This window comes from Alistipes sp. ZOR0009 (assembly GCF_000798815.1).
Lineage (GTDB): Bacteria > Bacteroidota > Bacteroidia > Bacteroidales > ZOR0009 > Acetobacteroides.
The window spans coordinates 26469-40596 of the sequence record NZ_JTLD01000038.1 but is presented as its reverse complement, the minus strand read 5'-3'; the positions used below and the strand labels follow the sequence as shown (position 1 = coordinate 40596).

Genomic DNA, 14128 nt, shown 5'->3' with positions numbered 1-14128 from the left:
TAGCAGCGAGTAGCAAGCCCAACTCTGCAATAGCACAAAATGCCAATAAAAAAGTTCCTGCCGATTCTGTAAAAATTGAAACGGTAAAGGCTTTAGACCAAAGTGCAACCACGGTTGCCCACAAAGTGGAGCCAGCACAAGAAACTAAAGAAAATGGAAAAGTTGTTTTCTACACTGTAAAAAAGAATGATAGTCTTTGGAAAATAGCTCAAAAATACGAAGGTGTTTCGGCCAAAGATATCCAAACCGAAAACAACATTGAATCGAACAGAGGATTGAAAGTCGGACAAAAATTAAAAATTACAATAAACTAAAAAGCGGGGATTCCCCGCTTTTTTATTTTCAGCCAACAAACTGCATATATCAGAAATGAATGCTAATTTAGCGCCCAATAAAATCAGTTACAGGTGGAGCTAAAAGTAGCGTTTATAATAAACCCAATATCGGGAGCCAAGAATAAAAATTATCTCCCTGCCCTTATCAAAGAAACAGCAGAATCTCTGAATGTAAGCGCAGATATTTACTTTACAGAGTATGCCAACCATGCGGCAATACTAACACAAGAACTAGTTAATAAAGGCTACAACAGAATTGTTGCCGTTGGAGGAGACGGAACTATAAATGAAGTTGGAAAAGAGCTTATAAATTCTACAGCCGAGCTTGCAATTATCCCTCAAGGCTCAGGAAATGGGCTTGCCCGGCACCTCTTAATCCCATTATCAGCCGAAAAAGCAGTAAAGCTAGCACTATCGAATCAATCAGAAGCAATTGATACTGCATTTATCAACAACAAGCCATTCTTTTGTACCGCAGGAGTCGGATTTGATGCCCTAATTGGAAATAAGTTTGCCGAATCAAAAAGCCGAGGTTTTAGCACATACGCTACCATTGCAACTAAAGAATTCATTAGATACAAGCCTCAAACCTATAAAATTACCGTCGATGGGATTGAATATACACGCGAAGCATTTTTAATTACCATTGCCAATGCCTCCCAGTATGGGAACAACGCCTTCATAGCACCGCAAGCTCAGCTACAAGATGGAATTCTCGATGTTGCCATTGTTTCGGAGATCCCTGTAATTGCAGGCCCCTTCTTTGCCGCTAAAATGTTTCTGAAAGAACTTGAGTCAAGCCGATATGTTGAATATTTTAAAGGGAAAAGCATTCAAATAGATAGAATTGCAGAAGATTACATCCACTATGACGGAGAGCCAGGAAGAATGGGAGCCCATCTAGATTTAAGAATATTACCAGCAAGCCTCAAAGTTGTTTTCTAAGTTATGAACACTAAGTTTCTTGTGTACGCTGCAATTGTTGTTGCAGTTATTTTTTGGAGTCTATCCTTTATCTGGTATAAAACAGCACTACAATACTTCAGCCCTGTTGGAATTATTACATTTCGCTTAACCATATCATCAATAATTCTCCTTGTTGTAGGTACGGCCTTACGGCAGCTGCAAAAGTTTAGACTTAAAGATTTCAAGCCGTTATTTATAATGACTCTATTCGAGCCATTCATCTACAGCCTATGCGAAGCAAATGGGCTTACCATGGTTTCCTCTACGCTAGCGGCAGTTATTATTGCAACGATTCCTTTGTTTACACCAATTGGCGCATTCCTTTTCTTTAAAGAAAAAATTAGCATGCAAAATACGCTAGGAATACTCCTTTCTGTAATTGGAGTAACCTTGGTAGCCTATCAAACTGGAAATCATGCACAAGGTTCCTTTATGGGAATATTGCTAATGTTTGGCGCTGTAATTGCAGCTATTGGCTATGCTATTGGCTTAAAAAAGATGACACAGCGCTACAACTCATTTAGCATTGTAGCATACCAAAATTTGCTCGGAGCAATAATGATTATCCCCGTATTTCTAATTACAGATAGAATAACGCCTGTAATGTTTTCCTACGAAGCACTGCTGCCCATTTTCAAGTTAACCATATTTGCATCTACCATCGCTTTTGTGCTTTATGCCTATACGATGAAACACCTTTCAATCGCAAAGCTCAACGTATTTTTAAACCTTATTCCTGTTTTTACTGCAATAGCAGCCTACTATTTGCTGAACGACAAATTTAGCACAACCAACTTAATTGGAATTGCTGTAACTTTGGCTGGGCTTTACGTTTCTCAGATAACCCTGAAATCCAAGACTGAAAGCATTAATGCGTAACACTGTTTGAATTGACATGCCTGTTTATATTCTAGATAACGAATACCTCAATTTCCCCCCAGTGGAAGACGCAGAGGAAGATGGAATGATTGCCGTTGGCGGAGATATATCGCCCGAACGCATGCTTGTTGCCTACTCGGAAGGTATTTTTCCATGGTACGACCCTTCAGATATTCCTGTATGGTACTGCCCAGATCCCCGATTCGTGCTCTATCCGTCCGATCTTAAAATCTCAAAAAGCATGCGCCAGCTGTTAAGAGCAAAAAAATACAAGGTAACCTTTGACACGTCCTTCGAACAGGTCGTTAGAGGCTGCGGCGAAACAGCACGATCGGGTCAAGACGATCCCTACAACACATGGATTTCAGAAGAAATGATAGCCACATGCGTGGAACTACATGAGATTGGCTTCATGCACTCGGTGGAAGTGTGGGATGCAGAAAACAACCTTGTTGGAGGACTTTATGGAGGTTGCTTGGGGAAATGTTTCTTCGGAGAATCGATGTTTGCTAAAGCAAGCAATGCATCCAAGTACGGCTTCATCATGCTCGGAAAGAACCTACAAGAGCAGAATTTTGCAATGATAGATTGTCAGATATACTCCGATCACCTTCTAAGTTTAGGCGCTCAAGAGATCCCAAGAATAGAATTTTTATCGCAGCTAAAATCCAATATCGGCCCTGCAAAGAAAGAACCTTGGACCGATAAATTCAGAACCGACTTCGATTTTTAAAAATCGGCTACACCGTAACTTTATAATAGCTACCTTTAGGAAAAACCAACCAAATGGCTCTTATAATACTTATACTGCTAACTTATTTGGGGATATTAGCCGCATTTACCATTGGTTACTACCGAGTTATTGAAAGAAAACCAATCCCTTCCAGCAACAATTTATTTATATCAATCGTTGTCTGCTTTAGGAATGAAGCACCAAACATAGCACAACTCGTAGCCGCACTAAAAAATCTGAACTACCCAAAAGAAGATTTCGAGGTGATTGCTGTAAACGATCACTCCGGTGACAAAACGCTTATCCTCCTCCAAAAAGCACAAGAAGAACTCCCCAACCTAAAAGTTCTATCGCTCGATAATGTTGAATTTGGCAAAAAAGCAGCCTTACACACAGGAGTACATGCAGCACAAGGAACTATTATTGCAGTTACCGACGCTGACTGTTGTTTGCCTAAAGAATGGCTTAAACAAATAAGCAACCTTATAGGCAATCATGTCGACCTTGTTTGTGGCCCCGTTACTTACTCTCCAGCAAACTTTTTCGAAAATATGGCTGCTATTGAATTTGGGGGGCTAGTTGCTTCGGGGATTGGCGCAGCAGGAATAGGGATGCCCATGTACTGCAATGGCGCAAATATGGCATTCAGAAAGGAACTTTACCTTGCGGCCAACCTGCACACCAACTCTACTCCTTCGGGTGACGATGTCTTTCTGCTTCATTACGCTAAACAAAACGGACGAAACATATACTTTGCATTCGGAGAAGAGAGTTGCGTAACAACAGCCCCCGACAAAAACTTGTCAGATCTCATTCACAGACGAATTCGCTGGGGATCAAAAACACCTTTTTACACAGACAATACCTCTAAGGTAGTCGCATTTATTGTTCTCACAGCAAACCTATCGCTACTATGTCTCGGTTTTTGGTGCATCGAAGATAGCAGCCTACTTCCCCGCTTTATCGCCCTGTATGGACTAAAAGCAACCATCGAATATGGACTTCTTTCCGTGCATTTTAAGGTGAACAACGTAAATCAATGGGGAAAATATTTCATTCCCACTGCACTCGTTTACCCTTTCTACATTACCTTTACAGCCTTAGCAAGTATCAGACGAAAATTTGTATGGAAAGAAAGGAGCTACAGGTAATAGAAAGCCAGTCGCCATGGGCTCAATCGTGGCGAAAGCTGAAAAAGGATAGATGGGCAATGGTTTCGCTATGGTTTATAGCCATAATTACCTTCATTTCAATGCTAGGTTACCTCGTCTCCCCAGACTCCACACCAAACTCCAACAGCCAGCATCTTGAGATAGCCCTACAAAAACCAGGCTTTTCAGTTACCATGCTGCTCGTTAAAAAGCCTAATCAAGTAGAAAAAGTTGGATTCCTCAAAAAAATATTAACAGGAGAAGAATCTCCTTACAAGGAAATTGCGATTAGCCAATATCACATCAAAGATGGGAAAATAGTAGCCAAAGAATTTTGCTCCTACTCGAATGAAGAAGCCGTAGAGCACGTTATTCCGTTGGCCGCAATCGTTTACCCAATAGAAAATGCGGATAAAATTGTAATTGCGAATGGCCACTCCAAGTTCACCACTACCAATGGGACAAAGCTTAAGGTTGACAATGTAACGCTAGAACAGGAAGTTTTGAAGAAAAACATCAGAAAAAAAACCTACCTATTCGGAACAGACCGTTACGGGCGCGACCTGCTTAGCCGCATGATTGTTGGTGCTCGGGTGTCTCTCTCTGTGGGCATTATAGCAGTTCTCATCTCCCTAATTATAGGAATAACGCTTGGTGCAATGGCCGGCTATTTTAGAGGTTGGATCGATAATGTCACCATGTGGTTTATCAACGTAATATGGAGCGTACCTACGCTACTAATGGTTATTGCCGTAACTCTCGTCTTGGGGAAAGGATTTTGGCAAATATTCATCGCTGTAGGTCTTACTATGTGGGTAGAAGTGGCACGTATCGTCCGTGGTCAGGTGTTGAGTATTCGCGAAAAGGAGTACGTTGATGCTGCTCGAGCGTTAGGGTTTGGCAATACCCGCATCATCATGCGTCACATCCTCCCCAACGTTATGGGACCAATCATCGTCATCTCGGCAGCAAACTTTGCTTCAGCCATTCTGGTTGAGTCGGGATTAAGTTTTCTCGGGGTGGGAATACAGCCACCAACCCCTTCGTGGGGTGCAATGCTTAAGGACAGCTACGCCTACATCATCTTAGATGCATCCTATCTAGCTTTTATCCCAGGTTTCGCCATCATGCTCATGGTACTTGCATTTACTCTTTTAGGCGATGGTCTTAGGGAAGCGTTTGATGTAAACAAGGGAAGTACACTTAAATAGCTGCATTTTATACGACTACCAATCAAACAAAAAATAGGGACGCACAGCCCAACGCATCCATTTCTAAAAAAAGATAGTTCTGGTGATTTTTTAAATTGCCTGTTGTGGCATTGGGGAACACCTCGTAACAACGGATTTAAAGGATTCCTCCATTTACATATCAATCCGCCAAAAATTTCAGAAACACCCTTGACAAATCGTTAAATTTATTAAGTTTGAGTGCCAAACATTATATGTATATGGGAATATTTAAAGCAGAAAATGTAGAGAAGAGGTATGCAAACCACCTCGCTCTTGATAACGTTAGCATAGAGGTACCTGAAGGAAAAGTTTACGGATTACTAGGTCCAAACGGAGCTGGAAAAACAACCCTCATCCGCATCATTAACCAAATTACGATGCCCGACAAAGGTGTTGTCTACTTTAAAGATCGCCCCATGCAGGCCAGCGACGTGCAGTACATCGGCTACCTACCCGAAGAGCGCGGCCTATACAAAAAAATGAAGGTTGGAGAACAGGCCATGTATTTTGCCCAACTAAAAGGGCTATCCCACTCCGAAGCCTTACGAAGGCTAAAGCAGTGGTTCATCCGATTCGAAATACAGGCTTGGTGGGACAAAAAGGTGGAAGAACTTTCCAAAGGGATGGCCCAAAAGGTACAGTTCATCACCACCGTGCTGCACGAACCAGAACTGATGATTTTTGACGAGCCCTTTAGCGGTTTTGACCCTATAAACGCAAACTTACTAAAGGAGGAGATACTTGCATTCAAGAAAAAGGGACATACCATCATCTTTTCCACCCACAACATGTCGTCAGTAGAGGAGCTCTGCGATAACATCACCTTGATTAACAAGTCAAAGAACGTACTCAGCGGCGATATTAACGAAATACGCCACAGCTACGGCGATAATATCTACCAAATCGAGTACAAGGGCCAAGCAAGCCTTCTCAATAATGTGCTCGACAACAGCTATGAAATTGTTGGTGAAGACGACAACAACGGAATGACAAAAGTTCGCGTGAAACTTCAACCCGACCAATCAGGAAATCCACTCATACAGGCGGTACTTCCCCACGTTGAGGTCATAAACTTCCAGAAAATCATCCCAAGCATGAACGATATCTTTATCAAGGTTGTACAGGGCGACGGAGAAACAATACAGGCATCCCACTTCACCGAATAAACCATCCGAACATGAATAAGATTTTCATAATTATAAGAAGAGAGTTTTTATCTAGGGTAAAGAAAAAAAGCTTCATCATCATGACCATTTTGACTCCCCTCCTAATGGGAGCAATCATGATCGTACCCGGACTACTTGCATCAATGGGAGATACCACCGTAAAAAAAATAGCGGTAGTCGATAATACCAAGATGTTTGTAAACAAGCTGCAAAACACCGACAACATCAACTACGAGTACATTACCGCCGACGACTTTGCCGAATACAAGGCAAACATGGAGGCCAAAGGGGTAAATGCCATTTTGCTGATAGATCCAACCATTATCAACAACCCCAAAGGTGCTAAAATCTACTCCAACGAGGATGTTAGCATAGAAACGAGCAGCAAGATCGAATCGAGCATGGAGGATATCATCAAAGGAGAGAAAATGAAAACCTTCAACATTCAAAACATTGATGTGCTTCTGGAAAAGATCAAATCTAAAGTAAACCTAACCACCATAAAACTCGACGAAAACGGCAACGAAAAGCAAACGAACACGGTTGTGATTATGGGAATTGCCTACGTATTTGGCTTTATGATGTACCTGTTCATATTTATCTTCGGAAGTCAGGTTATGAGAGGTGTGATAGAAGAGAAATCCAACCGCGTTGTCGAGGTTATCATCTCCTCTGTTAAACCAATCCAGCTTATGATGGGCAAAATTATTGGAGTAGCTGCCGTTGGCCTAGTTCAATTCCTAATCTGGATCATCCTTTCTATCGGAATATTTATTGGAGTCCAAAGTTACATGGCTGATTCTTACGCTAAAAAGTTAGGTCAAAAAACGGAAGTTACCTCTGTAATGAGTAGTCCTGGTGCAGCACAGGTAAATCCTGCCGACATGGCTAAAATTCAGGAGGAGTATGGAGATACAGCTAAAATTTTCTCCTCTATTTCTGAACGAATCGTCCCAATCATCATCTACTTTATTATATTTTTTATTGGGGGATACCTACTTTACTCCTCGCTTTTTGCAGCGGTCGGTTCAGCTGTCGATAACGAGACCGAAACCCAGCAGTTTATGCTCCCCATTACGATTCCTATCATACTGGCCTTAATGGTTATGATGCACACATTCCAGAACCCCAACAGTCCCATCTCGTTCTGGTTCTCGATCATCCCATTCACATCGCCAATTGTAATGATGGCACGTATTCCGTTCGAGATCCCTACTTGGGAGATCATCATGTCCATCGTAATTCTGTACGCCACCATATTTGGTACCATCTGGCTATCATCCAAAATATATCGCACCGGCATTTTGATGTACGGAAAGAAAACCTCCTTCAAGGAAATGATTAAGTGGATAAGGCATTCATAGATATCTAAACAAAAACAAGAAAAAGAGGGCTCCTTTGTGGTTGCCCTCTTTTTTAGTTGTGGATAATTGTAGATGTTTTTCCACAATCATCCAGATCTCTCTTAAATTTTTAAAGCATATCTAATCCTGATTTTCAAAGCATTCAATATTTTCTCACTTTTGGCATAGCAAAATGGATTGTAATTTGTTCTACATTAGTAAACCAAAAATTGAACTTGCATTATGAAGAAGTTTTTAATTGCAATCGTGGTAATCGTTTTTGCAACATCGTGCGGAAACAAACAGGAGACTGAAAAGCTTAAGCAGGAGAACCTTCGTCTTTCTGAACTAGTAAATGTGAAAGACACCACGCTTAATAATATCTTTCTCTCTTTAAGTGAAATTGAGGAGAACCTTGATGCTGTAAAGCAGAAGCAAAATATTATTAACGTTACAGCCAAGCAAGGTGAGCTAAGCAAGGATGTTAAGGATCGTATCAAGGATGATATCGCCCAAATCAACGAGCTGCTTGAGCAAAACAGGCGTACCATTGCCAACCTTCAAGGAACATCTAAGAGGTTAAAGGCTGCCAACATTAAGATTGACGCGCTAGAGAAGCTTATAGAACAGCTAAACCAGCAAATTGGCCAAAAAGATGCTGAAATAGCCTCCTTAAAGGAGCAGCTTGTTAAGCTTAACTTCCAGCTTGCCGATTTAAACACACGCGTCGACACGCTATCAGCCAGCAAAAAGAAGCTTGAAGAAAACGTCGAAGCAAAAACGGTGGAGCTAAACACTGGGTACTTCATCATTGGGTCGCAGAAAGAGCTCGCAGAGAAGGGCGTGATCAACCGTAGCGGAGGATTTATTGGTATTGGAAAAACTTCTACTGTTAACTCGAATGTAGACTTAACCAGCTTTACCAAAATAGACATCCGCACCTTCGAAGGGATGGAAATCAACCATAAAAAGGTAAAGATTCTTAGCACCCATCCTTCCGACTCTTACAAGTTAAATGTCGATGACAACAATTTCTGCAAAAGCATAGAAATCACCAACGCCAAAAAATTCTGGCAGTCATCCAAATACTTGGTTATTACCTATAAGAAGTAGATATTTCTCAAGGAGTCGGGCAACCGACTCCTTACATTAAAGCATTACTAGGACATGGTTAAGATTCCGTTTAAGAGTATTCGCCAAAAGGTGTTTATCTCTTTTTTTGTTCTTATGGCACTGGGCATTTCGGCCTTTTTTTACAGCTATCTTGGAGTTTTAAACATTTCCGAAATACTGGGAAATGCGCCTGCATCCACCCACAAACTAACTCTCATCAACCAAACCTTAATAAAGATATACGAATCGGAATCTAACGCTCGCCTATACTCGGCCACAGGCGATCCCTCCTACCTTGCCTACTACGAAAATCAAAACCAACAAATCTCAACCAACTTAAAAGAGCTCAGAAATATATCCTACAATGCCGAACAGCAGCTCCAGTTGGTAAACATTCTCGTTTTACAGACTCAGAAGAACAAAGTAATCACCGACCTCATAAATCTCAAAAAGTCAAAGATTACTAGAGAAGACTACGCCATTCTTTTTAAAAGCAGACCCGATAGCGTAGAGATAGAGATGAAGCAGAAGGTATACTCTTCATCAAACGCCTCTGCAGCAACAGAAGCACCAGCCCGCAAAAGAACTTTTTTCGAACGCTTAAAAGCCCTATTTAAGGACGAAAAGCCTGCCGTAAGCATGCAGTCAAACCTTGGCTTGCAGCGAAAGATAGACTCCGCCTCCTTTAAGCAAAAAAGAAAGGACAGCTCCATCTCCGATTTAAGGAAGAGCATCAACGATATGCAACGCAGGGAGGCAACCCTTGCAAAGCTCATGAATGAAAAGGAGGTTGAACTTATGAAAAAGGATAAGATCCTAACAGATCGGATGCTCTTTCAGATGACAAAGCTCAATGACGAGGAAATAAAGATCAACCAAAAACAGCTAAGCCAATTCGACAAGGATGCAGAAGACTATACCAACCGAATATTCTTTTTAGGCTTCTCATTCCTTTTTATCATACTCATTTTTCTTTACTCCATATTTAGGGATATAAAGAAAAGCACACAAATGCAGAAGCAGCTCGAAGATTCTAACATCAAAATTCAAGATCTGCTAAAAGTAAAAGAGCGCTTTCTGGCCAATATGAGCCACGAAATTCGAACTCCCCTTTCTGCAATCATCGGTTTCTCCGATCTTCTTCTTAAAAGACAAAAATACTCCGAAGAGGACACTCTCGCCATAAACACATCTGCAAAACACCTGCACGCCATCGTAAACGAAATACTCGACTACTCCAAAGTTGAGTCCAACAACGTAGAGTTCGAGCTTACATCCTTCTTCCTCGAAGGCTTTTTAAAAGAAATAGCGGCAGAGATGAGCGTAAAAGCAAAAGAGAAAAGCATCCATCTCCGACTCGACATTTCCACCTCGTTACGATCTATAAAGTTAGACAGGCTAAGACTAAAGCAGGTTTTGCTAAACCTCGTTAGCAACGCCATTAAGTTTACACACGAAGGTGAGGTTGTTGTTAGCGCCAAAGAACGAAATGGACATCTGCTTCTAGAAGTTGCCGATACGGGTATAGGAATCCCGGAGACCGCATTAACCAAAATTTTTGATGAGTTTACTCAAGCCGACGGTTCCGTTGCTCGCCAATTTGGTGGAACAGGACTTGGCCTAAGCATAAGCCGCAAGCTGGTGCAGCAAATGGGTGGCAATATTAGCGTTACCTCTACCGAAAATGTGGGCAGTACTTTCACCGTTGAATTCCCTATCGAAACCATAAAAGGCGAAGAAATTTTACCTGCTAACAGCCCTGTAAGTATCCCTAGGTTAGCCTCAAAGGTGCTCTTTATTGACGACGATAATTTTGTCCGCCTACTTATTGGTAAAATACTAGCCGCAAACAGTATCGAATTCGACGAAGCTAGCAGCGGTATGGAGGGTATCGAGAAATCTACAAAAGAAGACTATGGCTTAATAATTACAGATTTGCACATGCCAGGAATGAGCGGGATCGACGCTGTTAAAGCAATTCGTAAAAATAATCCGTCCGCAAAAATTCTATTCCTTTCTGCAGACATGAGTCACTCAATGGTTCAGGAGATGAAGGAAGTGGGAGCTAACGGAATTCTCCAAAAGCCTTTCTCCGAAGCAGAAATTCTAACCGCAATCTCCAACATTATTCAACTAAAGGATACAACAATGGCACCTATAGAGCCACTATGCGACATATCTAAGGTTACGGATTTTGTTGGCGATAGCAAGGAAGACCTGATGCTAATTGTAGCCACGTTTGTTGCCTCCGCCGACGAATCTATCGAATATATCATTCAGCACAATAGGGATGGGAACGAAAAGGACTTGGCTGATAGAGCACATAAGCTGCTAACAGGTTTCCGCCAGTTTGGAATTGCTAAAGGGGTCGAATACTTACGCGAAATAGAGAAGTGTAGAAATGGAGTACAACTTAAAGATGTCCAACAGGAAATTGCTGCACTCCAGACGCTTTGGATAAATGTAAAAAGATATTTAGAGGAAAACCTCTAAATATCAATACCGTATTGCTTAAGCTTATTGTAAAGCGTTTTACGATCAATCCCGAGTAGCTTAGCTGCTTGGGATTTGTTATACTTTGCCTTTATTATTGTGCTTATTATCAGCTCCTGCTCCGACTTCTCCTTCACGCTTTTAAGATCTACCGCCGCATTCTCATCTTGAGCAACAGCAGGAATAAACGATGTCTCCAGCATCTCATCCGGAAGGCAGCTCGTAGTTACCAGATTATTGGTAGCCAGCAGCACTGCTCGTCTTACAACGTTCTTCATTTCTCTAATGTTTCCCGGCCACTCGTAGCTCTGAAACACGTTAAGCACATTCTGGTCAAATTCTACGTTTTGCTTTGCAAACTCCTGCGAAGCCTTATCCTTAAAGTAGTACGCAAAATCCAGAAGGTCTTCCTTACGCTCTCTTAACGGAGGTAATCCAATACTAAACTCGTTTAGCCTATGGTACAAATCCTCTCTAAAGTCCCCATTTTTAATGGCACTCTTCAGATCTTCGTTAGTAGCAGCCAGAATTCTCACATCGATGCTCGTCTCCTTTGTCGAACCTACCCGACGAATCTTTCGCTCCTGTATCGCTCGTAAAAGGTTTACCTGAACATCGTACGAAAGGTTCCCTATCTCGTCAAGGAAAATGGTTCCTCCATTAGCCTCTTCAAAATGGCCAATTTTATCGTTAACAGCTCCCGTAAACGAACCTTTAACGTGGCCAAACAGCTCGCTCCCCGCAATGTCTTTAGGTAGCGCGCCACAGTCTACGGCTACAAACTTGGCATCCTTCCTTTTGCTAAACTGATGTATCCTTCTTGCAGCATACTCCTTTCCGGTACCACTCTCTCCTAGTATAAGTACAGACATTTCCGTCGGTCCCACCAGGTTGATATACTCCTGCATCTTTAGGGCTGCCTCGCACTTTCCTTCAATATACTCAGGACCGCTAGCTTTCGATGCGTTTCCACTATTTTTTGCAACGCTCGCAAGCCCACTCTTTATAATGTGCAGTATTTCATCTGGATTTATTGGCTTGGCTACATACTCAAACGCCCCCATCTTAACGGCATTTACTGCAATCTTAATGTCTGCGTAGCCTGTCATCAAAATAACCACCGTTTCCTGAGAGTGGCGTTTAACCGAATTCAACAGCTCTATCCCGTTGCCATCTGGCAAGCGGTAATCGGTTAGTATGATATCAAAATGCGTTTCACTCGTCGCCTTTATACCATCTCTCAGGTTAAACGCAACGGTGGCATTAAGACCATTTTTGTTAAAGAAAGATTTGAGCATCAGGCAGAATGATGCATCGTCATCTATTACAAGTATGTTGGGCATCTTTTAATGGCAATAATAAGTTCGAAGTTAATCTATTTTTTAAGTTTTACGACTGCATCATACACTATTTTACATAATAGCATGCAAATTAAAGAAACAAAAAGAAAGGGATGACCTCGCGGCGACCCCTTCTCTAAACCTTTCTTCTCTTTCTTATAACAAATTTTGTCTTGATAGAACAAAACGACTCTAAGCCTTGTCTATATATCTTATAGAAAATATTATGCCAACTCTACGTATTCCGTCAACCATTCATACAACGTTCATACAATCAGTACTAAATGAAATACGTCTTCCTACTCTATTTTTAACACTTGTAGATTTCATTCTACACATTGTTCTCGGTAAATGTAGAAAATTGTAGAAATAAATACCAAATCTTCACTAATATTTTTGATTGCAGCTTGTATTCCGTTAAAGTTGTATTTTTAAACAAAAAAAGTGTATGCGGATTGCTGTTATTGATATGGGTACAAACACCTTTAACCTGCTAATAGCCGATGCTTGTGCCAACAATTTCACGGTTGTTTTCCAAAATAAGCTGGGGGTAATGCTAGGCAAAGGGGGCATCAACAAGGGTTTGATTAACGATTCGGCCTATTCCCGTGGACTAAAAGCCATCCAAACCCACCTCGAATCCACAAGAATGCACGAGGTGGAAACAAGCAACATTAAGGCTTTTGCAACATCTGCCATTCGAAGCGCTCAAAACGGGCACAACTTCGTTCACGAAATACGGACGCAATACGGCATCGATGTAGAGATTATTGACGGCAACCGGGAGGCCGAACTAATCTACAAAGGAGTGAATGCATCCATGCATTTGGCCGATCAGAAGGCGCTAATTATGGATATAGGCGGTGGAAGCAACGAGTTTATTATATGCGATAGCCAAAAAATCTACTGGAAGCAAAGTTTTCCGCTGGGCATGTCCCGTTTGCTCGATCGGTTCTCCCCTTCCGATCCAATATCAAAAACAGAAATCGCAGCAATCGAAAGCTACCTTACCGATAACCTGTCCCTACTATGGAATGCCGTGGTGTTACATAAACCAACCGCTCTTATAGGTTCAAGTGGCTCGTTTGATACCTACCGAAATGTTCTTTACTACGGGAAAGATAACCTTCAGCATGCAAGAGAATTTACCATAGAGGAGTATCTCGACTTACATCAGCTGCTGCTAGATAGCTCGCTTCAGCAGCGCCTACAAATGAAGGGAATGGACGAATTACGAGCCGAAATGATTGTTTTAGCCTCTATTTTGACTAACTTAGTGCTTAACAGAACTGGCATACGACAAATTTTGCAGTCGAATTTTGCGCTTAAAGAGGGTGCAATTGTGGAAATGCTAGCCAACCAAATAAACTAGAAGAT

The 14128-nt window shown here is 41.6% G+C and carries 12 protein-coding genes; 11 read left to right on the top strand and 1 reads right to left on the bottom strand.

Annotation, left to right across the window (positions count from 1 at the left end; all coding sequences use genetic code 11):
• The 10 genes from L990_RS11980 to L990_RS11935 form a co-directional block, all read left to right on the top strand.
• Positions 1-314, top strand: a 314-nt coding sequence (locus L990_RS11980; RefSeq protein ID WP_047449518.1) for a LysM peptidoglycan-binding domain-containing protein, incomplete at its 5' end; no start/stop codon positions are given.
• Positions 315-407: 93 nt separating this feature from the next.
• On the top strand, positions 408-1280 hold the full coding sequence (locus tag L990_RS11975) for a diacylglycerol/lipid kinase family protein (RefSeq protein WP_047449515.1): 873 nt from the start codon (positions 408-410) through the stop codon (positions 1278-1280).
• A gap of 3 nt (positions 1281-1283) precedes the next feature.
• A complete protein-coding gene (locus L990_RS11970; protein WP_047449513.1) occupies positions 1284-2180 on the top strand; it encodes a DMT family transporter in 897 nt (298 codons plus the stop codon).
• A gap of 61 nt (positions 2181-2241) precedes the next feature.
• Positions 2242-2913, top strand: coding sequence for a leucyl/phenylalanyl-tRNA--protein transferase (aat, locus tag L990_RS11965; protein ID WP_197057278.1), 672 nt, complete (start codon positions 2242-2244; stop codon positions 2911-2913).
• A 53-nt stretch (positions 2914-2966) separates the two neighbouring features.
• Positions 2967-4064, top strand: coding sequence for a glycosyltransferase (locus L990_RS11960; RefSeq protein ID WP_047449508.1), 1098 nt, complete (start codon positions 2967-2969; stop codon positions 4062-4064).
• A complete protein-coding gene (locus tag L990_RS11955) occupies positions 4040-5275 on the top strand; it encodes an ABC transporter permease (RefSeq protein WP_052180961.1) in 1236 nt (411 codons plus the stop codon). Before L990_RS11960 ends, L990_RS11955 begins: the two co-directional genes overlap by 25 nt.
• Before the next feature lie 239 nt (positions 5276-5514).
• Positions 5515-6462 (top strand): ABC transporter ATP-binding protein, encoded by a 948-nt coding sequence (locus L990_RS11950; protein WP_047449505.1) that lies wholly within the window; start codon positions 5515-5517, stop codon positions 6460-6462.
• An 11-nt stretch (positions 6463-6473) separates the two neighbouring features.
• Entirely contained in the window at positions 6474-7826 is a 1353-nt protein-coding gene (locus L990_RS11945) for an ABC transporter permease (protein ID WP_047449502.1), read from the top strand.
• A 222-nt stretch (positions 7827-8048) separates the two neighbouring features.
• Positions 8049-8918 (top strand): hypothetical protein, encoded by an 870-nt coding sequence (locus tag L990_RS11940; protein ID WP_052180959.1) that lies wholly within the window; start codon positions 8049-8051, stop codon positions 8916-8918.
• 54 nt (positions 8919-8972) lie between these two features.
• Positions 8973-11411, top strand: coding sequence for an ATP-binding protein (locus tag L990_RS11935; RefSeq protein WP_047449495.1), 2439 nt, complete (start codon positions 8973-8975; stop codon positions 11409-11411).
• Here L990_RS11935 and L990_RS11930 read toward each other — a convergent pair.
• Complete coding sequence (locus L990_RS11930; protein ID WP_047449492.1) at positions 11408-12754, bottom strand: sigma-54-dependent transcriptional regulator; 1347 nt, start codon at positions 12752-12754, stop codon at positions 11408-11410. The two genes, L990_RS11935 and L990_RS11930, sit on opposite strands and share 4 nt — an antisense overlap.
• Before the next feature lie 445 nt (positions 12755-13199).
• Here L990_RS11930 and L990_RS11925 point away from each other — a divergent pair, with 445 nt between their 5' ends.
• Positions 13200-14123, top strand: a complete 924-nt coding sequence (locus L990_RS11925; protein ID WP_047449489.1) for a hypothetical protein — start codon at positions 13200-13202, stop codon at positions 14121-14123.
• Positions 14124-14128 lie beyond the last annotated feature (5 nt).

Excerpts from the sequence above, each read along its gene's own strand:
- L990_RS11970 (WP_047449513.1), top strand. The coding sequence starts at position 1,284 with ATGAACACTAAGTTTCTTGTGTACGCTGCAATTGTTGTTGCAGTTATT.
- L990_RS11960 (WP_047449508.1), top strand. The coding sequence starts at position 2,967 with ATGGCTCTTATAATACTTATACTGCTAACTTATTTGGGGATATTAGCC.
- L990_RS11955 (WP_052180961.1), top strand. The coding sequence starts at position 4,040 with ATGGAAAGAAAGGAGCTACAGGTAATAGAAAGCCAGTCGCCATGGGCT.
- L990_RS11950 (WP_047449505.1), top strand. The coding sequence starts at position 5,515 with ATGGGAATATTTAAAGCAGAAAATGTAGAGAAGAGGTATGCAAACCAC.
- L990_RS11945 (WP_047449502.1), top strand. The coding sequence starts at position 6,474 with ATGAATAAGATTTTCATAATTATAAGAAGAGAGTTTTTATCTAGGGTA.
- L990_RS11940 (WP_052180959.1), top strand. The coding sequence starts at position 8,049 with ATGAAGAAGTTTTTAATTGCAATCGTGGTAATCGTTTTTGCAACATCG.
- L990_RS11935 (WP_047449495.1), top strand. The coding sequence starts at position 8,973 with ATGGTTAAGATTCCGTTTAAGAGTATTCGCCAAAAGGTGTTTATCTCT.
- L990_RS11930 (WP_047449492.1), bottom strand. The coding sequence starts at position 12,754 with ATGCCCAACATACTTGTAATAGATGACGATGCATCATTCTGCCTGATG.
- L990_RS11925 (WP_047449489.1), top strand. The coding sequence starts at position 13,200 with ATGCGGATTGCTGTTATTGATATGGGTACAAACACCTTTAACCTGCTA.